This is a genomic window from Methylorubrum zatmanii, assembly GCF_014845115.1.
Lineage (GTDB): Bacteria > Pseudomonadota > Alphaproteobacteria > Rhizobiales > Beijerinckiaceae > Methylobacterium > Methylobacterium zatmanii.
In genome coordinates this window covers 1-22,162 of record NZ_NKUI01000022.1, presented here as the reverse complement: position 1 = coordinate 22,162, position 22,162 = coordinate 1, and the positions used below count along the sequence as shown (strand labels likewise).

Genomic DNA, 22,162 nt, shown 5'->3' with positions numbered 1-22,162 from the left:
ATCAGGCCGGGGCCGTCTCCCGCCGCGCCTCTCCCGATACGGGACCGGGCAGGCCGTAATAGTCGGCCAGGATGCGCGGATAGACTTTAGGCCGGAACGGGGTCCGGGCGGCCCAGAGGTCGTCGAGCGGCAGCGCCAGCAGCGCCGCGTTGAGCCGTTGCGGATCCTCGGCCAGGGCCGGATCGAGACGGTACCCCTCGCCGGTCGCGCGCAGGCGCTCGGCCTGGGCCCCGAGATCGAATACCACCGCCGGAATGCCCGCCGCGAGCGCCAGGGACAGGGTGTAGCAATAGGTTTCCGGCCAGATCGACGGCAGCAGCGCCAGATCGGGTTCGAGCCGGGCGATCTCGGCCAGCGCTGCCGCGTCGCTGGTATAGAGGCCGGTCTCGCGCACGCCGGCGGCTTCCATGGCCCTCGGCTCGGCGGAATGGCCGACGATGGTGAATTCGATCGGCAACTGCCTCAGCCCGGCATCGAGGGCGAGGTTGTGGACGATGTCGAAGCCCTTATGCGCGCCGATCGATCCGATCACCGCGACCCGCAGCGGCCCCCCTCTCCGCCGATGCGGGGCGAGCGCGACGGCCGGCAGCGTCTCCTCGTGCGGGCGCAGCACGATCCGGTCGAACCGCAGCGCCGGGCCGATGCGGTCGGCGAGATCGGCCGAGGGGGCGAAGACCGTCCTGGCCCGACCGAGGAACTCGGCCCAGAGGCGGCGGCGCTCCTCGGGATCGGGCAGCGCGATCCCCTCCGCATCCCGGTCGAGGCGGATGCAGTCGCGGCAGACCGGGGGCTCCGCCAGCCCGCAATAGACCCCCTCCGGCCGGACGAGGTTGTTGCGGTGACAGACCGGCGCGTAATCGTGCAGGGTCACGTCGTAACCCGCCTTCAGGCTCCCGATCAGCCGCATGGCGATCCGGGTGGAGGCAGCGTCGAGCCCGGCAAGCGAATGGACATGCACCAGCGCCGGGTCGAGCCAGCCGATCAGTTCGGCCAGCAGCGCGGCGTCCCGGTCGAGGGAGAGCGGGTCGAGGATCGAGACGGGAAAGTCGATGCCGGTCGATCCCGGCAGGCCGAACTTGACCCCGCCGGGCTCCTCGGTGCGCAGGTAGACGGCGGCAAGACCCGCCTCGGCGAGCCGGGCGCTCAGGGTCTCGATATGGGTCTCGACGCCGCCGCCAAAATCGTGGGTCACGATCAGGGCGATTCTGCGCCCGGCCGCCTGCGCGCGCTTGGCGAAGCGGTACAGGTCGAGGCGGCGGCGGGCGAAGCGGGCGGGATCGACCTCGATATGGGTGTGGACCCGGCGCTGGTAGTCGGGATGCTTGGTCAGGATCGTGCGGAAGATGTCCGCGCCCTTGGTCGCTAGCAGCGTGCCGAAGGAGACGCTGCCGGAATGGAACACGAACACGTCGTGGGCCAGCAGGTTGGTGAAGCCCGCCTTGAGGGCGCGCATGCAGAAATCGTTCTCCTCGCCGTAGCCGCGCCCGAAGGTCTCGGCATCCAGGGGGCCGACCGCGTCGATCACGGCCCGCCGCATATACATGCAGAAGCCGACCCCGGTCGGGACGGGTGAACTGCCGCGGGCGTTGCAGAGGCGGGTATAGGCGTCGATCTCACCCGGCGTGACTTCGAGCTGGGCTTGGTTGTCGACGTTCGGCCGCGGATAGCTGCAGATCGTGGCGTTGTTGGAGAACGGCGTCACCGTCGCGACCCTGGCATCGTGATCCGCGTGCCAGAGCAGGCGGTCGAGCCAGTCGCCGTAGACGACGATGTCGGCGTTGAGCAGCACCACATCCTTGCCCGCCGCCACCTCCAGGCCGCGGTTGCAGGTTCGCACGAAGCCGAGATTCTCGTCGTTGAGGGCGTGGGCGAACAGGCCCTGGGCGGCGAGGTCGGTCAGGGCCGCGCTCAAACGCGGATCGGGGCTGCAATCGTCGATGACGAGGAGGGCGAAGGCCGTCGCCTGGGGCGCGCTCAGCACCGAGTGGATCGCCCGCAGGGTGTCGTCATACCCCTTGTAGACCGGCATGATCAGGACGACCCGCGCCGCCGCGAGGTCGGCGGCGGGACGCGCCTGTGCCCATTCGGCGGGTGTCGGCGCCACCTGGGCCGGCCATGTGCCGAGGCCGAACGGCGTCGGCCGGAAGCCGAGGGCCCGGCCGACCGCGAGGTAATGGACGAACGGGTTGATCCCCGCCCCGATCTCCCGCCGGTACTGCTTGCGGTAGTAGCGCACCGAGAAGGAGGGGCTCGGGTCGCGGTCCTCGCGGGCACCGAAATCGAGGAAGTGGCGGACCGGATCGATCCCGGAGCGGCGGATATCGGCGTTGGTCTCGAGGTAATGCTCGCGGTCGAACTCGGCCGCGACCGCCTCGTAGATCTGCGCGTCGGTGGCTTCCGCCGGATCGGCCGGCAGGGCGACGACCGGCGGCTTCGCCCGCCGCGCCGGTGCCGTCGCGGCCTCGGCGCCCTGGAGACGACGGGTCGCGGCGAAGTGGTAGAGCGGGCTGACGCCGAGGCGCCGCATATGGGCGTGGCGCTGCAGATAGGTGTCCCCGGCGAAGGCGTCGTTCGGGTCGAGCCCCCGCCGCCAGCCCTTGGTCAGGTAATGGGCGAGCGGATCCTCCCCGCTGCCGAGCCCGGCCCGGCGGGCATAGTATGGCGCGTCGAAGAACGGCGCCGCGACCTCGGCCTGCAGCGCCGGAAAATCGGCACCGGGCTGGGTCGCGACCCGCAGCCGCTCCGCCGGGGTCAGCCCGGCGTAGTGCAGGAGCGGGTTGGCCGGCGCCCGGTCGGCGAGGTGACGGTCGATGTAATACAGGGTCGAGAACACGGCCGAGGGGTCGCGGCCCTCCAGCCAGCCGTGATCGAGATAATGCAGCAACGGGTCGCCGCCGCCGGCGGCCACGTCGGGATAGGCGGAGAGGTAGAAGGCGGCATCGAAGAAGGGAGCAGCCGTCGCGGCATCGCGGCGCTTGGGCCGAAACAGCCTCGGCAGCTTGATCACGGCCACATCCTTCGAAAACGCAGATACGGGGCCGACGGCCCGCCGGAGGCGGGGGAAACCCGCCGCCTTCCGAGGCCATCGGCCCGGCGGACGGCATGGAGCGGAAGTGTGGCGCAGCCGGGGCGACACCCCTTCATAGCCCAAGCGAGATTGCGGCCGAACCCCTTCCCCCGTGACCGGGTTCGGCCTTAAGCATCTTCGCCGCCGTCGCGCGCGGTCATTCGGTGCGGCTTGGCCCTGGGAGGGCACGATTTCGGACGGTCTCTGGTCATCGGTGCTCGGCCTCGTCGCGGTCGTCGCCCTCGTCTTCGCCAACGGCTTCTTCGTTGCGGCGGAATTCTCCCTCGTCGCGGTGCGGCGCAGCCGCATCGCCGAACTGGTCAACGAGGGCCGGCTCAACGCCAAGGCGCTCCAGCGCGCCACCGACCGGCTCGATGCGCACCTCGCCGCGACGCAGCTCGGCATCACCCTCTCCTCGCTGGCCCTCGGCTGGGTGGGCGAGCCGGCGCTCGCGCACCTGATCGAACCGCTTTTCGGCTGGCTGCCCGAGCTCGCCGCCGGCATCACCGCGCATACCCTGGCGGTGGCGGCGGCCTTCGCCGTCATCACCACGCTGCACATCGTGCTCGGCGAACTGGCGCCGAAGAGTCTGGCGCTCCAGCGCAGCGAGCGCACCGCGCTGGTGATCGTGCGCCCGCTCACGCTGTTCCTCCTGATCTTCGGCCCGGCGATTCACTTCCTCAACGGCCTCGGCAACGGCGTGCTGCGGCTGATCGGGCTCCGGCCCGGCGAGGGCGAGGGGCACCTGCCCTCACCGAAGGAGCTGAGCCTGCTCGTCACCGCGAGCCACGAGGCGGGCCTGCTGCACGAGGCGCAGGAGGATGCGGTGGCGCGCATCCTCGCCATCGGCGAGCGGCGCATCCGCGAGATCATGACACCGCGCAACGAGGTGGATTGGGTCGATCTCGACGATACCCAGGAGGAGATCATCGAGGCGGTGCGGGCCTGCCGCCACGAGCAGATCGTGGTGAGCCGGGCGCAGATCGACGACGTGGTCGGCGTGCTGCGCAAGCAGGATCTGCTCGACCAGTTCCTCGACGGGAAGACCCTCGACGTGAAGGCCGCCACCCGCGAGCCCATCGTCGTGCATGAGGGTCTGGCGATCCTGAAGGTGCTGGAGCTGTTCCAGACCAAGCCGGTGCGCATGGCCATCGTCGTCGACGAGTACGGCAGCCTGGAAGGCATCGTCACCCAGACCGATCTGCTCGAAGCGATGGCCGGGGAGATCCCCGAGCCCGGCGAGGAGCGGATGGTGACCGAGCGCGAGGACGGCTCGCTGCTCATCGACGGCATGATGTCCGCCGTGGATGCCTTCGACCGTCTCGGCCTGCCGGAACGGCCGCGCTCGGACGATTTCTCGACGCTGGCCGGCTTCGTGATCGTCCAGCTCGGCCGGATTCCGACGGAGGGCGACGCCATCGAAACCCAGGGCTGGCGGATCGAGGTGATCGATATGGACGGACGGCGCATCGACAAGGTGCTCGCCACCCGTCTGGCGGAAGCCTGAGCGACCCATGGCCAGGACCCTCTTCGTGCTCACGGGCGCCGGGATCTCCGCCGAGAGCGGGCTCGGCACCTTCCGCGACACCGACGGGGCCTGGGCCCGGTTCGATCCGATGCGCCTCGCCACCCCTGAGGGCTTCGCCGCCGATCCGGTGCTGGTGCACGCCTTCTACAACCAGCGCCGCCGCGACGCGGTGCGGGCCGCGCCCAACCCGGCGCACACCGCCCTGGCGCGGCTCGAAACGGAACTGACATCGCGCGGCGGCCGGCTGTTCCTCTGCACGCAGAACATCGATGACCTGCACGAGCGGGCCGGCTGCCGCGCCGTCACGCATATGCACGGCGAACTCCTGAGAGCCCGCTGCGTCGCCTGCGGCACGGAGCCGGTCTGGCACGACGACCTCTCCGTGGAGACGGCCTGCCCGGCCTGCGGGCAGAGGGGCGGGATGCGGCCCGATGTGGTGTGGTTCGGCGAAATGCCGAAGCATCTGGAGGCCATCGACGAGGCCCTGGCGGAGGCCGACCTGTTCGTGGCGATCGGCACCTCGGGCGCGGTCTATCCGGCGGCGGGCTACGTGGCCCAGGCCCGCGCCTACGGCATCCCGACGCTGGCCCTCACCCTGGAGGCGGCCGACAATGCCGGGATGTTCGAATCGACCCGGCTGGGACGGGCGAGCGAGACGGTGCCGGCGCTGGTGGACGAGGTTCTGAGCGGCCGCCTCTGACCGCTCTCCTCGCCCTGGCGAGCGTCAGGCCGCTAGGCCTGCGGCCCGTAGGGCGGCCGCGGAATGGCGCGGTGGGCGGCCCGCAGGGCCGCCGACCAGCGCTCGCGCAGATCGTGGAAGTAGCTCTCGCCGGCATCGATGCGGTGGTTCACCTCGAGGTCAAGGGCGCCCCGGCGGACCACGGCGATGTCGATCGGCAGGCCGACGCCGAGATTGGAGCGCATGGTCGAATCCATCGAGACGAGGCCGACCTTCAGCGCGTCGTAGAGATCGGTCTCGAAGGTCACCGCCCGGTCGAGGATCGGCTTGCCGTATTTGTGCTCGCCGATCTGAAGGAAGGGCGCCTCGCGGCTGCACTCGATGAAGTTGCCGGCCGAGTAGATCATGAACAGCCGCATCGGCTCGCTGCCGATCTGGCCGCCGAACAGGAACGACACCTCCATCCGCAGGTTGGCCGCGTCGAAATTGGCCTGCTCGATCTCGCGCACCCGGCGGATCGCCCGGCCGACGAGCTGGGCCGCCTTGAACATGGAGGCCGCGTCCTCGAGCCGAGGCGGCGTCTCGCCCTCGACATCGTCCACGCCCTCACGGAGCATGCTCAGGACCGACTGCGTCATCGAGAGGTTGCCGGCCGAGGCCAGCATCATCACGCGCTCGCCAGGCGCGTTGAACATGTGCAGCTTGCGGTAGGTCGAGATGTTGTCGAGCCCCGCATTGGTGCGGGTGTCGGCGATCATCACCAGCCCGTCCTCGACGAGCACTCCGACGCAGTAGGTCATGGCGGTATCCGCCTCAGGAAGGCCCGAGCGCCGGGCAGGATCGGACGGCCCGCATCGCATGGGCCGGCCGGACGCGGCAAGACAACTTTTTTGAATCGGGACCGCCCTTCGGCACCCGAACGATCAGCCCTGCGACTGGCTCTGCTGCCCGCGCGCCTGGGCTTGGGACTGCACTTGCTCGACCCGCAGGGCGACGTCGAGGGTCTCAATGCCGCCGCCCATGCGGCTGCCGCGGATCGGCGCCGCGCCGAGATAATCGAGGCCGACCGCGACGCGGACATGCGCCTCGGTCGCGGAGAAACCGTAGGCCGGATCGAACCCGACCCAGCCGAGATCCGGCACCAGCGCCTCCGCCCAGGCATGTCCGGCCTTCTGGTCGTCGCCTCCGTCGTCGCGGCGGAAATAGCCGGAGACGTAGCGGGAGGGGATCTGCAGGTGCCGGGCGGCGGCGAGGAAGATATGGGTGAGATCCTGGCAGACGCCCTTGCCCGCCTCGAAGGATTGCGCGGCACTGGTGCTGGCGCTGCTCGGGCCCGGCTCGAAGGCCACGGCCTCGTGCACGGCGGCGACGAGGCGGTGCAGCACCGACAGGGTGTCGCGCTCTCCCGCCCCCGCGATCCGATCCGCGAGCAGCTTGAGCTCAGGGCTCGCCTCGGTCAGCGGCGTATCGCGCAGGTAGAACAGGTCGGGCAGGCGCTCGACCGCCCCGCGGACGATGCCGCTCGTCTCGAAGGTCTCGATCTCGCCGGTCACCCGCACGGTGAGCGCATCGGTGGGATCGTCGGCGGTGAACCAGTGGACGAGGTTGCCGAATCCGTCCTCGCGGGCGGTGAGCCGGCCGTTGACGGAGGGCTCGATCCGCCACTCGCGCACATGCTGCCCGTCATGGTCGCGGGGTGTCAGCCGCAGGATCTGGATCAGGCCGCGGGCCGGCTGTTCATAGGTGTAGACCGTATCGTGGACGATCCGGATGCGCATGCCTTGATCCTGCCGGGACGAGTCGGGCCAAGCTAGGGCACCGGCGCCGGTTTGAAAATCGGGAGCGATGCCCAAAGCGTTGGCACGGCGGACTTTTCCAAGCGAGACGGCGTCGTCGCGCCGGAGATCTGGGCCGGCCGGAGCCGGCCCCGCCCGTCACACCAGATACTGCTCGCTGATCGCCGCGCCGAGCCCGTTATTCTCGGTGATGAAACCCTGGATGAACTCGTGGAGCCCGGAGGTGAAGATCCGGTCGATATCGGCACCGGCGAGCTTCGCCCGCATGTTGCTCGCGAGCCGCTGGCTCTCGCCCCGGCGGCCATAGGCGTCGGCGATCAGGTCGAGATGCTCGACCAGCATTCGGTAGCAGCTCGCCAGGGAGCGCGGCATCTCGGTGTTGAGGATCAGCAGGTCGGCCACCAGCAGCGGCTTGATGCTCTCGCGATAGACCCAGTGATAGGCGTTGAAGGCCGAGACCTCGCGCAGGATCGTGGTCCACTGGAAGTAATCGAGGCTGCCGCCGACCCGCTCCGAAGCCGGCAGCAGGATCTGGTACTTCACGTCGAGGATGCGGGCGGTGTTGTCCGCCCGCTCGATGGCCGTGCCGGCCCGGGTGAACCAATAGGCGTCGTTACGCAGCATCGTCCGGTAGGCCGAGCCGTCGAAGGTGAGCGAGACCCGCTTCACCCAGTCCAGGAACTGAGTGAATTCGTCCCGGCTGAGATCCCGCCCTTCGTAGGAGCGCAGCTCCAGCCACGCGCCGTTGATCGTGTCCCACATCTCGGTGGTGAGCGCCGTGCGGATCGAGCGGGCATTCTCCCGCGCCGTGGCGATGCAGGAGCGGATCGAGGACGGATTGTGGGGCGAGAAGGCCAGGAAGTTGCAGACCGTGTGCTCGTTGGCGGTGTCGTAGAGGGTCTTGAACAGCTCGGGATCGCCCGCCGAGGACAGCGCGGAGGCCCATTCGTTCGAGGTGCGGCCGCCATAGCTCGACGGCAGGGCGGCAAGGCGCAGGGCCGCGTCGAGGATGCGGGCGAGGAAATCCGCCCGCTCTGCGTAGCGCGAGAGCCAGTAGAGATTGTCGGCAGTCCGGGACAGCATGGGCTCAGCTCGCAAGCGCGATGACGACCGGGGCGGCAGTTGCGCGATATCTCGGCACCGCCACCCTCCGGCTCACCTCAAGAGTGCAAATCGATAAGGCGAAATGCTCAAGCATCGAGCACCCAGGTGTCTTTGGTGCCGCCACCTTGGCTGGAATTGACCACGAGCGAGCCCTCTTTCAGGGCAACGCGAGTCAGGCCGCCCGGCACGATGCGGATCTCGTCGGCGCCGGCCAGCACGAACGGGCGCAGGTCGACGTGGCGCGGCGCGACACCGGAGGCGACGAAGGTCGGACAGGTGGAGAGCGAGAGCGTCGGCTGGGCGATGAAGTTGTCGGGTGCGTGGCGCAGCTTCTTGGCGAACTCGTCGATCTCGCGGCGCGTCGCGTGCGGCCCCACCAGCATGCCGTAGCCGCCCGAACCGTTGACCTCCTTCACCACGAGGTCCTTCAGGTTGTCCATCACGTAGGAGAAGGCCTCCTTCTCCCGGCAGCGATGGGTCGGCACGTTGTGCAGGATCGGCTCCTCGCCGGTGAAGAATTTCACGATCTCCGGCATGTAGCTGTAGACGGCCTTGTCGTCGGAAATGCCTGTTCCGACCGCGTTGGACAGCGTGACGTTCCCGCGCTCGTAGGCATTCATCAGGCCGGGCACGCCCAGGACCGAGTCCGGGCGGAAGACGAGAGGATCCAGGAAATCGTCGTCGAGGCGGCGGTAGATCACGTCGACGCGGCGCGGCCCCTCGGTCGTGCGCATGTAGACGATCTCGTCCTTGGTGAAGAGATCGCTCGCCTCCACCAGCTCCACGCCGAGTTTATCGGCCAGGAACGAGTGCTCGTAGAACGCGGAATTATAGCGGCCGGGGGTGAGCAGAACCACGGTCGGATCGCGAGTCGCGGAGGTGGGCGCGAGGCTGCGCAGGGTCGCGAGCAGGGCATCGGGGTAGTTCTCGACCGGGGCGACGCGGTGGCGGGAGAACAGCTCGGGGAAGAGCCGCATCATCACCTCACGGTTCTCCAGCATGTAGGAGACGCCGGAGGGGGTGCGGGCATTGTCCTCCAGCACGAAGAAGTCGTTCTCGCCGGTGCGGACGATGTCGATGCCGGCGATATGGACGTAGAGGTCGTGCGGCACGTCGAAGGCCCGCATCTCCATGCGGTAATGCGGATTGCGGTAGACGAGGTCGGGCGGGATGATCCCGGCCTTGATGCATTCCTCGGCGCCGTAGACGTCGTTGATGAAGGCGTTGAGGGCGGTGACGCGCTGCTTGAGGCCGCGCTCCAGGAAATCCCATTCCGGCTTGGTCAGCACCCGCGGGATGATGTCGAACGGGATCAGGCGCTCGGTCGATTCGTTCGCGCCATAGACCGCGAAGGTGATGCCGATGCGCCGGAACAGCATCTCGGCCTGGCTGCGGCGCGTGTTGAAATGCTCCGGCGGCGTCTTGTCGAGCCAGGCCTTGAGGATGTCATAGGCCTCCCGCACGCTGGCCGGATCGGACGGGGCCGAGGCGGGATGACCCTGCCCTCCGCCATTCATCTCATCGAACGCCGTGTGCGCCATCCGCGCGATTCCCCCTGATGTCTCGTCCGACATGTCTCGTCCGACCGGAGCAAGAGGCAGGCCACCCGGGAGTTCGCCGCGGCCCCTCCGTCCTGCATGCCCTCAACCTGCCGTGGCAAGCCGTCCGCCGGACCGTGGCTGGCGGCAACCCCCGCGTCGACGGGTTTTCCCAACACTTTGCCATGGATGTAGCGGAGCTCGACCGCGGGCCCATCCCTCCCGCAACGTCGCGTTGCCGGATCGCGACGGGACGCGGCTCGGCCCCATACGCCATCCGGCCATCCCTCCGGGATGGCGGAGGCCGACGTCGCTCAAGCGCCGCGCGGGCTTGCCGATCCGGTGACCGCTTGGATCGAGCGGGGACGGATCAGATCAGCTTGAGCGCCTTCAGGCTCGCATGCCCGTCGCGGCCGAGGATGACGTGGTCGTGCACCACGACGCCGAGCGGATCGAGCACCGAGACGATGTCCCGCGTCATGCGGATGTCGGCCTGCGACGGCGTCGGATCGCCGGACGGGTGGTTGTGGGCCACCCTAAAGGCTCCCATAACCTATTGATATCGCTTGTAAAGTTTGCCTCTTGGGCGTAGGTGGAGCCGCTAACTGGGGGCGGTCCAACGTGATTCAGTGTGATCATCACGCTCGATCACGCGCAGACTCAATGAGTCGCTCAGAGGCACTGCAAGGCACTCTATTTCTTTTGTCCAAATCCTCAAGCTCCTCCACCGGATAGAGGACGGCCTTTCCGATCTTGATGAACGAGGGGCCAATACGCTTCGTTCGCCAGTTTCGTAGGGTGCCAAGCGAAACACCGCCGCGATAGCGGTCCACCACTTCCTCCGGCGTCAGAAACCTGCTGTCTGTCATATTCGCCTCCTGCGGCTCGTTGTGCGTGAGGCGGTTCTCATCGAGGCGTCCCGCACGCCGGAGCACTCTCGGGATCGCTCAAACGCGATGTCTCACGCTACTGCACGCAAGAGGTTGCATTGAGCTTGTAGCGAGAAAAGCCCCCACGCTCGCGCATCGGGATGCCGGATACAGGCGGCGCCACATAGGCGGGTTTGACGATGGTCCATAACCTGCTGACCTGAGAGTGGGATTCTACGCGAGGTAGGGTCTTTGGCCAGAATCCCACTTGGCCCATTCAGTCTCTTCCATGATTGAACAGGATTAGATTCCCGTCGCGACACTTCCAGTCCGGGTGGCGAAACCTTCCTTCTCATCGACAAGCTGTCGAATTTCCGTCTCGTTCAGCGTCTCTTTCTCCAAGAGACGGCGGGCGGTCCGCTCCAGCAGATCCTGGCGTTCGGTCAGCAGGCCGAGGGTTCGCTCGAAGGTCTCGTCGACTATCCGGCGTACTTCGTTGTCGACGGCGGCGGCCGTCTCGTCCGAATAGGTGCGTTCCTGCGGGCCATAATATGGCTGGTCGGTGGCGAGGAATGAGCGCCGGTCCTTCTCCAGCGCAATATGGCCGAGCTTCTCCGACATGCCGTAGCGCGTGACGATGGCACGGGCGATGTCGGTGACCTTGGCGAGGTCATCCGCGGCGCCGGTGGAGAGGTGGCCGAACACGATCTTTTCCGCCGCGCGGCCGCCGAGGAGCACGGCCATCTTGTCCTGCAATTCTTCGAGCGTCATCAGGAAGCGGTCCTCGGTCGGCCGCTGGATGGTGTAGCCCAGCGCGCCGATGCCGCGCGGGATGATCGAGACCTTGTGGACCGGATCGACGCCCGGCAGCGCCATCGCCACCAGGGCATGCCCCATCTCGTGATAGGCGACGATCTCGCGCTCTTTCGGATTGAGCAGCCGGTTGCGCTTTTCAAGGCCGGCGACGATGCGCTCCACCGCATTGTTGAAGTCGTCCATCGTCACGGCGTCGGCCTTGCGGCGGGTCGCAAGCAGCGTCGCCTCGTTGACCAGATTGGCGAGGTCGGCGCCGGTGAAGCCGGGGGTGAGCGCCGCGATCTTCTCCGGCTCGACATCCAGGGCGAGCCTAGCCTTCTTGAGATGCACGTTCAGGATCTGCACGCGGCCAGCCTTGTCAGGCCGGTCGACCAGCACCTGCCGGTCGAAGCGGCCAGCGCGCAGCAGCGCCGGGTCGAGGATTTCCGGGCGGTTGGTGGCGGCAAGCAGCACGAGACCGGTCGAGGAATCGAATCCGTCCAGCTCGACGAGGAGTTGGTTGAGCGTCTGCTCCTTCTCGTCGTGGCCGCCAGCCATCGGGCCGATGCCGCGGGCGCGGCCGAGCGCGTCGAGTTCGTCGATGAAGATGATGGCCGGGGCCTTGGCGCGGGCCTGCTCGAAGAGGTCGCGCACGCGCGCGGCGCCGACACCGACGAACATCTCCACGAACTCGGAACCGGAGATCGAAAAGAATGGTACGCCCGCCTCGCCCGCCACGGCCCTCGCTAGCAGGGTCTTGCCCGTGCCGGGCGGGCCGACTAGCAGGATGCCTTTCGGCATGCGCCCACCGAGGCGGCCATAGCCCTGCGGGTCTTTCAGGAAGTCGACGATCTCCTTGAGTTCGTACTTGGCTTCGTCGACGCCTGCCACATCCGCGAAGGTCACTCCGGTGTCGGACTGGACGTAGACCTTGGCTTTGGACTTTCCGATCTGCATCAGCCCGCCGCCGATGCCACCGCCCACGCGCCGCAGCATGAACATCCAGATGCCGATGAACAGCAGGACCGGCACCACCCATGACAGCAGGTCACGCAGAAAAGTGCTCTCGATCTGTCCAGTGACCACGACGCCTCGCTCCTGGAGTTGTCGCGCGAAGTCGGGCTCGACGCGGGTGGTGATGAACATTGGCCGGCCTTCCACCGGCTCCTTGAACCTTCCCTGGATGAAGCGGTCCGATACCGCCACTTCCGCTATCCGACCCTGTCCGAGATAAGTCTCGAACTGGCTATAGGGGATCTGCGCCACCTGCGTGGCCGCCGTGAACAAGTACTGGAAGGCCATGAGGATGAAGAAGGCGGCGATCCAGTACCAGATGTTGAACTGCGTTTTCTTGTTCATTTCCATCATGACCCCGCCCGGCTATCTCACAACCAGAAGAAATCTGCCGCCATCGCGGATCAGTTCCAGCGCTAGTATCGTGCGCTGGCCGGCCACGGCGCTGCGCAATTCCGCGACGGAAGAGACCGGCGATCGGTTGACCGCCACGATCACGTCGCCTGCTCGAAGGCCGGCCCGTGCTGCCGGACTGCTGGGAAGGATGCTTTCGATCACGATCCCATCGGCTCCAGCTTGCTGCGCCTCGGACCGGGAAGCATTCCGCATCCGGGCCCCATCGAGCGGCGTACCGGATAGGTCAGCGGATATGCCAGTCTCCGCAGCGATCGTAACGCTCACGGTCTGCTCGGCATCACCCCGTTTGATCGCTAGGCGGATCGCGGTGCCGGCAGGTGTCAGGCCAATGCGGTTTCTGAGGTCCGTGGCGCCGTGAACGGGACGCCCATCGACGGTGGTGACCACGTCACCAACTTGCAGTCCGGCTCGTTCCGCCGGCGAGCCAGGTTCGATATTGGCTATTACCGCTCCGCGAAGCTCCCCGAGCTTGAGCGCCTCCGCAAGGTCGGGCGTGAGGTCCTGGATGCCGACGCCCAGCTTGCCACGCCGGATCTCACCATGCTCAATCAACTGGTTCATGACGGAAACCGCCATGCTACTGGGCACCGCGAAGCCGATGCCGATGTTGCCGCCTGCCGGGCTGAGGATCGCCGTGTTGATGCCGACCAGTCTGCCGTCCAGTGTCACCAGCGCGCCGCCGGAGTTGCCCGGATTGATCGAGGCGTCGGTCTGGATGAAGTCCTCGTAGCCCTCATTGCTGATGCCGCTGCGGCCGAGCGCGCTGACGATGCCGGAGGTGACCGTCTGCCCGAGGCCGAAGGGATTGCCGATGGCGACCACATAGTCGCCGACCTTGAGACGGTCGGAATCGCCGACCTCAAGCGCGACGAGATTGCTGCTCTCGACCTTGAGGAGCGCGATGTCCGTCGCCTGATCCGAGCCGACAAGCTCGGCGCGCAGGCGGCGTCCGTCCTTCAGCGTGACCGTGATCTCGCGGGCGTTGGCAACCACATGATGGTTGGTGAGCACATGGCCTTTGGCCGCGTCGACGATCACGCCGGAACCGGCGCTCATGCGCTGCCGCGCTGGCGGCGCTTCGGGAAGATCGAAGAACCGCCGGAAGTACGGATCATTGTAGAGTGGATTGGACGTCGCGGGCGTTTCCGAGACGACCGAGATGTTGACGACCGCCGGCGTCACCCGTTCGAGCACGGGGGCAAGGGTGGGAAGCTCTCCTGCAATGCCCGGAACGGTCTGTCCGATTGCGACGGGCGGCAATCCTCCCACGAAGGCAAGGGTTGCGCAGAACGTGATTATGGCTGGACGCAGGGCTGTAATGTTCCTGAACATAAGCGATCTCCGTTTTGACCAGACGTTATTTCCTCCTTTCCGCCTGAGGTCAGACGGAGGGCATCAAAATGGCCCGGCCGGAAGCCGGGCCAAGTTGTGACGTTATGCTGTCGAGAAGGGACGGTTTGTCGTGAACCAGAGGCTGACGGCTGCGAGGACGGCGACGACAAGCCCGGCGATCACATGGGCCCACATCGCGGCCGTCACGGCCGAGAAGCCGAGTACCCACGGTGCGATCACCGCCCAGAGGCCGAGCGCGGCGTTGGCCCATTCCTCGACCTGATGGAACGCCGAGAGCGCGGCAACCGCAATCAGCGCCACGGCAGCGCCAACGATCCAGGCATTCCATGCAGCATAGGTTTCGTTCGCGTAGCCGAGATACCAGGGCGACAGCAGCAGACCGAGACCGGCGACGATATTGACGACATCGAACGCTATCCGGTTATTGGAAGACAGAGATTTCAGCATCGTTCATTTCTCCTTGTCAGTTGCCTTGCGTCATCAATGAACCGTCTCCCGTGAGCGGGAGGCGGGTGCGGCGGCGGCACGTTCGCGGCCGCCGCCGCCAAGCTGGGAATCGGGATCGGGTGGCGGAAGAGACGGCCTTCCGCCCTCTCCGGGCAGGAACGGGGCAAGTTCGTTTCGCGTGAACATGCCCGCCGCGATCTCATGCAGCGCAAGGTCGCTCACGCTGGCATGATTCGGATCGAGCCGCGGCTCGGCACCCCGACCGAGCGCCCGGCTTCGGGCGGCAGCAGCAAGCGTCAGAGCGAACCTGTTCGGCAGAACCTTCTGGCAATCGAAGACGACATGCGGGTCCATCGCTGCACCTCACGCCGCCCTGCGTGCGCCTGAATCATCCCGGTCGGCAGCCACGCTTTCGAGCGCGAGCAGCGCCTGCTCGACCTCGTCGAGGCGCGATGGCCGGCTGTTTTCAGGCATGCCTTCGTTGGTCGCTTGGTCGATCAGGTATTCGGTCCAAGCCCAGTTCATCAGGATCGACCGCTTGGCATCCAGCGTCAGCGTCGGATCGCCCACCACGGCCATAGGGGTTGACCAGTTTTCCGGGCCGGACGGGTCGTTGCGGTTCACCGCGCCATCGAGGGCGTATCCATAGCTGTCCTGAAGGTCTGAAAGCCCGAGCCGATCGAGCGTGGCGTCGGAGAAGGCCTGCGTTGAGCCGCCGCTCCGCGCAGGCGTCTCGCTGACGCGCCCGCGGGGGCTGCTTCTGCTCTGCCTGCTCGGCTGCCGGACGACATAAGGGAGGCCCTGCCGTTCGGCGTAGCGGATGGCCGACCGCAGTGTCGGGAAGTTGAGCTCGATTTGGGTCAGCGTATCGTCGCCGCCGATGTAGCCCATAAGCGGTTCGATGAAGGGCGCGGTGCGCCGTTCGAACACAAGTCGCCAGCCCTTCGTGCGGGCCATACTGGAGGTCGTCACCGCGCGGGACGGCTTGTAGATGCGCGCAACCGCGTCGTCCGGGAAGACCGAGCGCCCCATCGAAAGGGGCTTGTGCCGGTTATCGTTCGACGGCCACCCCTGCGGAATTGGTGTTCTGGTTGACTCGTTGATCTTTCTCGTCGTCTCCATCGTTCATCCCTCCCTCTCTGGCGAAGGATGCGGCCGACGGCGGCCAGATGGCCCGCCGCCGGCCCCTGCCATGCGTCAGCTCTTGATGGCGATACGCTTGACCTGCGACTGCGCCTTCTCGCTCTTGGGCAAGGTCACGGTCAGCACGCCGTTCCTAAACCGCGCGTCGACCTTGTCGTCCTTGACCTCGTAGCCGAGCGGGATGCGGCGCTCGAAGCGGCCATAGAAGCGCTCGGAGAATTGACGGTCCTTGTCCTCCGTTTCGGAGCGCTTCTCGCCCTTCAACGTCAGCACCCCATCGTCGAGCAGGACTTCAATGTCCTTCTCCTCCAGGCCGGGCACTTCGGCGGTCACCTTGATTTCTTTCTCGCCGTCGGAGATCTCCACGTTCGGCCAACCGCCGCTGAAGGCGGAAGCTCCCACGAGAGAAGGCAGGTTCGAACCGAAGCCGCGGAAGACGTCGTCGAACAGCCTATTCACCTCGCGATGCAGTGAGAGGAACGGATCACGATCGCCATCGCGCAAGACACTGGGAACCTGATTGCCGTTGCTGCGGCCCCAGGGGATCAAATCACGGACACTCATTGTTCTTCTCCTTTCTGTTCGTTCGATTGACAATGCTTTCCCGTCGGCGCCGGGGAGTGCCCGGCGCCGTGCGCGAATCGCGCTGAGGGAGCGGCGTCAGGCCGCCAGCTTCTCGGCCTCGATCTGCCTTGTCTCGACCTTGGGCAGCGCCTTGCCGGCTGTGATCTCGATCCGGCGCGGCTTCATCTCTTCGGGAATCTCGCGCTTGAGATCGATCGTCAGCAGACCATTGACGAGGCTGGCGCCTGCGACCTTGACATGGTCGGCCAGTTCGAAGCGGCGCTGGAAAGCGCGCCAGGCAATGCCGCGATGCAGATACTGGCTGTTATCCTCGCCCGGCTTCTGACCCGACACCATGAGCATGTTCTGCTCCTGGGTGATGGTCAGCTCGTCCTGAGAGAAGCCGGCCACCGCCATGGTGATGCGGTAGTCGTCCTCGCCAAGCTTGGCGATGTCATAAGGAGGCCAGTTGTCGATGCTCTCGACGCGGCTCGCAGCTTCGAGCGCGTTCAGCATTCGGTCGAATCCGATGCTCGACCGGAACAGGGGAGTAAAGTCGAAAGTGGTTCTCATAGCCACATCCTCCATTGAGCAACATGGGTACAAGTTGTTCTGCCGCCGGATACTATTGCATCCGCTCGACATGCCGCCCCCAAATGGGCGGCCGGCAATTCATGATTTAGTTTAGTGGATTGGCTGTTCAAGAGGTCGCTGTCGCACTGGCACGGCCTTTTGCCTATAGAGGACTGGGGATGGTCACTAAGATCACCTCCCGGTCTCGGCGATCCCGCCTTGGCGAACCGAAACTGGGTACGCCATTCCGTCTAAAACCCAGCCCGATCGCGGCAGGCTTGGCGTCCCGGTCGATTGACGGCGCTGTTGATGGGACGGGCCATCCCCTTGGTCCTGGACGGGTCACCTATCGGGCAAGCCGCTTTAGCGGCGAAGCCGATTAATGGCTGGGATGATGACGAACATCATCGCTGTGACGATCATTGGAACGATGACCAGATTGCGTTGCCACAGGCCCCAGGCCGGGGTGACAGCCTGCATCAGATACGACAGCACGGTGACCAATGGGTAGACTGCGGCGAACACCAGGATGAAGACAATCACGCGGTCTACGGAACTTCGGCGTTGCATAAGGTGCCCTCTCAGTAGTCCGCGCTCGGCCGAGAGCGAAACCGCCGGTACCAGCTCTCCAGCCGCGGATGGTCATCGCCGAAGGGTAGGTCGAACCGCTCGCGCGCCGTCTGGAAGATCGGGAAGGCGGTAAAGTCTGCGATGGTGGGCGTGGCGCCGGCGAGGAACGGGTTTTCGCCGATCTCCTTATCCAGCACTCCCAGTATCTCTGCGACGTAGCGGAATATCCGATCCGCAGCCTCAGGTGACGGTGCCGGCTCCTTGCCAGGAAAGGCATTGGTCCGGTTCCAAAGCCAAAGCTGGCCACGCCCAACGAGATCGGCCGCTAGACGTTCGAGTGAGCGGACGCGGGCACGCGAGCGTGCATCGGTGCCGATCATCGGATGATCGGGATGCAGCTCTTCGAGATATTCGACAATGGCGGCCGAGTCGGTGATCGCCAGCCCGTCGTCTGTGACGAGCGTAGGCGCCCTGCCGGCAGGATTCAGGGCAAGGTACTCGGCCGAGCGGTGCTCCTTGTTTTCATAGTCGAGTTCGTAGCGCGGAACGTCGATGCCCTTCTCGGACAAATAGATGATAACGCGGCGCGGGTTGGTGCCCTTGCGGAACTGGTACAGCAGCATGACGTCTCTCCGGCCGTTCAGATCTGGGACGCAGGCGTACCGGCCCGCAGCGGTGCGAAGATGTGTTTTTCGGCGAGTTCGGGCGTCCACTGGACGTATTCGACCACGCTGCCGTCGGCGTGCTTCATGTACATCATGCGTCCGGTCGGAACGTCCTCGATGTCGCGCACAACGGATGCGCCGTTCGCCAGGAGCTTTCTCTTCGCGTCGTCGATGTCCTCCACGATCCAGGGACCGAGACTGCCGCGGATCGGCTCCAACTCCTCGTCGGTTCCGCCGACCGCGAGTACGTCGCCAATGCCGACGAGCGTCCAAGGGGCGAAGTCGAGCCTGAAATGCGGCTCGGTGCCGTGCACTGCCTTGAGTGTTGCCACGGTGCCTTCGAGGTCTGTCGTGAAGATGCGAGTGTAGGTTTTCAGGATCATGGTGTTGCCTTTCTGCTGGCGGTGATAGTCGAGAAGGCCGCCAGTTCGCGGTTGAAGCGCGCGGCGTCCTCGTAGAAGGGTGAGTGTCCAGCCTCTGGGTAGATCGACAGGTTCGACCTAGGGTTCACGGCGAGCATGCGATGCGACATGCCCGGCAGCACGAGCGCGTCGCGCGCACCGTGCGTCAGCAGGATGCGGGGAACGCGCGCGTAGCCCTCGTCTAGGCCGTTCACCTCGATTTTCCCCAAGCCTAGGTGGACGGCCCGTGGAACCATCCCGTTGTAGGCGAGCATGCGATCGAATTCGGACTTGGAGGGGGAGGTGGAGAAGCACAGTGAGAGAAAGTGTGCGATTGCTTCGGAGCGTACTTCGAGGTCCGGCGAGGCAAGTCGCACCCCCCAATAGGCGGACTCCTCGGTCCGGAACTGCGGATCGAACGAGGTCACCGCGTCGACCAAGTTGATGCCCGCGACGGCGCCGGCGCCATAGCGCCGTAAATAATGCCCGATCACCAGGCCGCCGAACGACCAGCCGACGAGCACGACACGTTGCGAACCGGTTTGCTCGATGACGGCTGCGAGGTCGTCGGCCCAGCGAGCGCCATCGGCATAGGCTTCGGGCTCGGTCGGCTTGTCGGAATCGCCATGCCCCCGCAGATCGAAGGTGATCAGGCGGTATTGTGCGAGATCTACGTCGATCTGCCGGTCCCATGAGAGTCGGCTCTGGCTGAGACCGTGGACAAAGATGATGGGGAGAGCCGACGCCGCACCGTAGCTCATGGCGGACAGGGTCAGGTTATCCTTGGTCCGGACAGCGATTGGCTTGCCGACCGGCTGCGCCGTGCCAGCGGCGATGCCATTACCCGGGATCAGCGTGCCGATCGCCGCCGCAACCGACAGAGAGCCTGCCAGGAGTTCTCGTCTCGAAAGCATGTCCACGCCCTTGCGTTGTTTAGTGGTCGCTATATATGCTAGGCTAGGAATTCAGCAAGGCTATTTTTTAGTGACCAGTAAAAAAGATAGGCGCAGCTCTGGCGGTCGACCGGCCAGCTTCGAACGTGAAGCTGCGGTGCGGACCGCGTTGGACCTGTTCTGGGCTCGCGGCTACGAGGGCGTCTCGATCGCCGACCTTACGGCCGCGATCGGGGTGGCGCCGCCGAGCCTCTATCATGCGTTCGGTAGTAAGGCCGGCCTGTTCGCGGAGGCGGTGGCGCTCTATCAACGCAGTGAAGCAGGCCTCGATCTGGAGAGGCTGGCCAGCGCGGCGACGCCGGGGGAGTGGGCTCGCGGCTTGTTGGAAACGGCCGCGGAGAACGTCACCAAGCACGGTAGGGCATGTCTGATCTCGAACGGGATGATCGTGTCCCATCCTGACAATCGAGAGGTGGCCCAAGCGCTTGCCGATCGCCGAGCGGCTTTCCGGCGGGCGATCGAGACGAGTCTTCTCCGTTGGTTGTCGCCAGCGGACGCCCAAGAGCTTGCGCGCTACCTAGTCACGATCCTCCAAGGCCTTTCGATGCAGGCGAGGGACGGAGCGACGATGGAGGAACTGCGCCCCATCGTCGAACTGGCACTCTCAACAGTCGCTCAGAAGGAGCCGGTTGTGGGGACGTGAAGGGCATCAGTCTTCAGAAGAACCTCCCGGCGACATCGCTGTTCTCATCCGCGAAGCACGGATCTCGTCATCGCGTCCTAACCATTCGCTCAAGCCGGCAGATTGCTCGCCGGCTCGAGGTGATGGCCGCCGCGTTGCATCTTCGGAAAGGCCTCCGGACAGGGTTACGCCGGCCGGAATAAGCCGGACGCCGAGCCGCTCCAGAAACAGGCGGCTGTCGTATTGCGCCCATTCCTCGATCAGAGCCCCGTCGGGTGCGTAGCCGAAGACGTTGTTGATGTTGAAGAACATCGGCTTGCCGCTGGGCTGGATCGTTCCAATGGGCGAAGCCGTGAACGGCCTGACGAAGACGCCTGAAAAGGTCGTGCGAGCGCCGAGATATTGCCCATCTTCGAAGATCTGCTGCCGTGTGACTGCAAAATCATCGAATGCCGCCCGGCACGCCGCGAAGAAGTCCCAAAGCTCTTCGCGCGTCAACGCGACGCCGTCGGGACCGTAGAAGCGGAAATCGGGGTGGAAGAATTTGCTCATCTCGGCCGCATTCTCGCGGGCGATACCGATCTCGCCGATCCGAATAAGCTCGCGCGCACGCTGCGACAGGGTGGGATCATCTGCTCTTAGATTGGGCTCGTTGCGGACTGACATGATCTGCTCCTTCTGAGTGACGGGCTCCCGCGATCGGTCCGCCACGCAAACATGGACTTGTCGCATTGAAAGAAAAATACCAACAATCTCGCACAGCCTGTTCGAAGAAGAGCACCTATGCCGGAACCGGACCTGAAAGATCTCCGCATCGCCCTCTGCATCGCCGAGACCGGCAGCTTCCGCGAGGCGGCCAAACGGCTCGATCTCGCACCCTCGACCCTCAGCCACGCGATGACGTCGCTCGAGAAAGGTCTTGGATTTCGCCTCTTCAATCGGACGACCAGAAGCGTTGCCGTAACGTCCGAAGGTGCTGCCTTTCTGGCGAAGATCGAGCCTTTCGTTTCCGGGCTGGGGGAGGCGCTTGCAGCACCGATCCGCGGAGACGACCACGTTCGGGGAGTCCTTCGAATCAACGCGCCTTTATCAGCAGCGCTCTATCTACTGTCGGAGATCATCCCGGCGTTCGAACTGCGTCACCCGCTGGTCGAGCTCGAGCTGCATCATGAAGAACGCCTCATCGATGTCGTCGCACGGGGATGCGATGCCGGCATCCGGCTGAGCAAGACCGTCCCGGGCGACATGATCGGCGTGCGGTTCGGCAAGCCTCTCCGCTGGATCGCCGTAGCCTCGCCCGCCTACATCGAGCAACGCGGCCGCCCCGAGCATCCGACCGATCTCATGACTCACCGCTGCATCCGCATCCGGATACCCGACGGACGCCGGTACATGTGGGAGTTCTCGCGCGGCGACGATCAGCTTGAATTTGATGTGCCTGGGCAGCTCACGCTCGACCGGATGGTTCTCATGGTTGAAGCCGCGCTAGGCGGGCTCGGCATTGCCTATGTCCTCAGAGACATGGTCGAGGCGCGACTCGCCGCCGGCCAGCTCGTCGACTTGTTCCCGGAATGGACGGCCGAGGAAGAGGGCTACATGCTCTATTATCCTGGCCGCCGCAGCCCTCCACCGCAATTGACGGCTTTCATCAGGTTTCTGCGGTCATACGATGCGCAGGCCGCGAGATCGTAATCGAAATCGTGCAGTCGTACATGACAGGACGCAATTCCATTGGCCGCTCTTCGGCTTCCGATGATCGTTGATCTCCAGATCCGACCTGCCTCAATCGACATCTCGACGTGGGCCGTCTCCGGCACGCCATCGCTATGCGCCTTGGCAGCTCGGACGTCGCAGCGATGATCGCCAACAGCCGCGGTCGCAGCTTGCTGAGGAGTTCGGCGGCACACCGCACGTCACCAACTCGGTAAGCTCCGGCTATGCGAAGACGAGCTATGCGGGAGATTGGGTGACGACGGTGTGTTGAAGGCGGCGTATCGAGGCGGGAGGTCTAACTCAGCCGGCACCCTCCCCGCGCTCGGCATATCACTGAGGTCCCGTCCTACA

Annotated in this window: 22 protein-coding genes and 1 pseudogene; 4 read left to right on the top strand and 19 right to left on the bottom strand. The window is 65.6% G+C overall.

The features are described from left to right. Position 1: 1 nt before the first annotated feature. On the bottom strand, positions 2-3,007 hold the full coding sequence (locus MZTS_RS03180; protein ID WP_192281474.1) for a glycosyltransferase: 3,006 nt from the start codon (positions 3,005-3,007) through the stop codon (positions 2-4). Between the two features lie 274 nt (positions 3,008-3,281). Here MZTS_RS03180 and MZTS_RS03175 point away from each other — a divergent pair, with 274 nt between their 5' ends. Together MZTS_RS03175 and MZTS_RS03170 are read left to right on the top strand one after the other, a co-directional pair. Beyond that, a complete protein-coding gene (locus MZTS_RS03175; protein ID WP_343068692.1) occupies positions 3,282-4,574 on the top strand; it encodes a hemolysin family protein in 1,293 nt (430 codons plus the stop codon). A 7-nt stretch (positions 4,575-4,581) separates the two neighbouring features. Further along, on the top strand, positions 4,582-5,295 hold the full coding sequence (locus tag MZTS_RS03170; RefSeq protein ID WP_009865294.1) for an SIR2 family NAD-dependent protein deacylase: 714 nt from the start codon (positions 4,582-4,584) through the stop codon (positions 5,293-5,295). Between the two features lie 32 nt (positions 5,296-5,327). Here the strand turns inward: MZTS_RS03170 and MZTS_RS03165 are convergent, their stop codons facing one another. The 17 genes and pseudogenes from MZTS_RS03165 to MZTS_RS03090 form a co-directional block, all read right to left on the bottom strand. Next, complete coding sequence (locus MZTS_RS03165) at positions 5,328-6,074, bottom strand: proteasome-type protease (protein ID WP_192281472.1); 747 nt, start codon at positions 6,072-6,074, stop codon at positions 5,328-5,330. Positions 6,075-6,197: 123 nt separating this feature from the next. Then, entirely contained in the window at positions 6,198-7,052 is an 855-nt protein-coding gene (locus tag MZTS_RS03160) for a transglutaminase family protein (RefSeq protein ID WP_192281470.1), read from the bottom strand. A gap of 156 nt (positions 7,053-7,208) precedes the next feature. Continuing rightward, positions 7,209-8,153, bottom strand: a complete 945-nt coding sequence (locus MZTS_RS03155) for an alpha-E domain-containing protein (protein ID WP_192281468.1) — start codon at positions 8,151-8,153, stop codon at positions 7,209-7,211. Between the two features lie 107 nt (positions 8,154-8,260). Continuing rightward, a complete protein-coding gene (locus tag MZTS_RS03150) occupies positions 8,261-9,715 on the bottom strand; it encodes a circularly permuted type 2 ATP-grasp protein (RefSeq protein ID WP_192281465.1) in 1,455 nt (484 codons plus the stop codon). 367 nt (positions 9,716-10,082) lie between these two features. Next, positions 10,083-10,256: pseudogene (locus MZTS_RS03145) on the bottom strand (JAB domain-containing protein); the annotation flags it as partial. Positions 10,257-10,350: 94 nt separating this feature from the next. Further along, positions 10,351-10,581 (bottom strand): helix-turn-helix transcriptional regulator, encoded by a 231-nt coding sequence (locus MZTS_RS25095; protein WP_246481970.1) that lies wholly within the window; start codon positions 10,579-10,581, stop codon positions 10,351-10,353. Between the two features lie 303 nt (positions 10,582-10,884). Continuing rightward, positions 10,885-12,741, bottom strand: coding sequence for an ATP-dependent zinc metalloprotease FtsH (gene ftsH, locus MZTS_RS03140; protein ID WP_192281498.1), 1,857 nt, complete (start codon positions 12,739-12,741; stop codon positions 10,885-10,887). A gap of 15 nt (positions 12,742-12,756) precedes the next feature. Further along, positions 12,757-14,139: a DegQ family serine endoprotease gene (locus tag MZTS_RS03135; RefSeq protein WP_192281462.1), complete on the bottom strand. Its 1,383-nt coding sequence runs from the start codon at positions 14,137-14,139 to the stop codon at positions 12,757-12,759. A gap of 102 nt (positions 14,140-14,241) precedes the next feature. Beyond that, on the bottom strand, positions 14,242-14,607 hold the full coding sequence (locus MZTS_RS03130) for an SPW repeat protein (RefSeq protein ID WP_192281460.1): 366 nt from the start codon (positions 14,605-14,607) through the stop codon (positions 14,242-14,244). 33 nt (positions 14,608-14,640) lie between these two features. Continuing rightward, entirely contained in the window at positions 14,641-14,961 is a 321-nt protein-coding gene (locus tag MZTS_RS03125) for a DNA-directed RNA polymerase subunit omega (RefSeq protein WP_192281457.1), read from the bottom strand. A 9-nt stretch (positions 14,962-14,970) separates the two neighbouring features. Further along, positions 14,971-15,729, bottom strand: a complete 759-nt coding sequence (locus tag MZTS_RS03120) for an NADH dehydrogenase ubiquinone Fe-S protein 4 (protein WP_192281454.1) — start codon at positions 15,727-15,729, stop codon at positions 14,971-14,973. Between the two features lie 75 nt (positions 15,730-15,804). Continuing rightward, positions 15,805-16,314: an Hsp20/alpha crystallin family protein gene (locus tag MZTS_RS03115; protein ID WP_192281451.1), complete on the bottom strand. Its 510-nt coding sequence runs from the start codon at positions 16,312-16,314 to the stop codon at positions 15,805-15,807. A 96-nt stretch (positions 16,315-16,410) separates the two neighbouring features. Further along, a complete protein-coding gene (locus tag MZTS_RS03110; RefSeq protein WP_192281448.1) occupies positions 16,411-16,887 on the bottom strand; it encodes an Hsp20 family protein in 477 nt (158 codons plus the stop codon). A gap of 363 nt (positions 16,888-17,250) precedes the next feature. Further along, positions 17,251-17,430: a hypothetical protein gene (locus MZTS_RS03105; RefSeq protein WP_343068691.1), complete on the bottom strand. Its 180-nt coding sequence runs from the start codon at positions 17,428-17,430 to the stop codon at positions 17,251-17,253. A 38-nt stretch (positions 17,431-17,468) separates the two neighbouring features. Further along, positions 17,469-18,080 carry a glutathione S-transferase family protein gene (locus MZTS_RS03100; RefSeq protein WP_009864802.1) on the bottom strand — a complete coding sequence of 204 codons (612 nt, stop codon included), beginning with the start codon at positions 18,078-18,080 and terminating at the stop codon, positions 17,469-17,471. Between the two features lie 17 nt (positions 18,081-18,097). Next, positions 18,098-18,505, bottom strand: a complete 408-nt coding sequence (locus MZTS_RS03095) for a VOC family protein (protein WP_009864801.1) — start codon at positions 18,503-18,505, stop codon at positions 18,098-18,100. Further along, a complete protein-coding gene (locus MZTS_RS03090) occupies positions 18,502-19,437 on the bottom strand; it encodes an alpha/beta fold hydrolase (protein ID WP_246481971.1) in 936 nt (311 codons plus the stop codon). Before MZTS_RS03090 ends, MZTS_RS03095 begins: the two co-directional genes overlap by 4 nt. Before the next feature lie 148 nt (positions 19,438-19,585). Here MZTS_RS03090 and MZTS_RS03085 point away from each other — a divergent pair, with 148 nt between their 5' ends. Continuing rightward, a complete protein-coding gene (locus tag MZTS_RS03085; protein WP_246481969.1) occupies positions 19,586-20,119 on the top strand; it encodes a TetR/AcrR family transcriptional regulator in 534 nt (177 codons plus the stop codon). A gap of 6 nt (positions 20,120-20,125) precedes the next feature. Here the strand turns inward: MZTS_RS03085 and MZTS_RS03080 are convergent, their stop codons facing one another. Beyond that, a complete protein-coding gene (locus tag MZTS_RS03080; RefSeq protein WP_192281436.1) occupies positions 20,126-20,764 on the bottom strand; it encodes an ester cyclase in 639 nt (212 codons plus the stop codon). A 117-nt stretch (positions 20,765-20,881) separates the two neighbouring features. Here MZTS_RS03080 and MZTS_RS03075 point away from each other — a divergent pair, with 117 nt between their 5' ends. Further along, on the top strand, positions 20,882-21,790 hold the full coding sequence (locus tag MZTS_RS03075) for a LysR family transcriptional regulator (protein WP_192281433.1): 909 nt from the start codon (positions 20,882-20,884) through the stop codon (positions 21,788-21,790). The last annotated feature ends 372 nt before the right edge of the window (positions 21,791-22,162 follow it).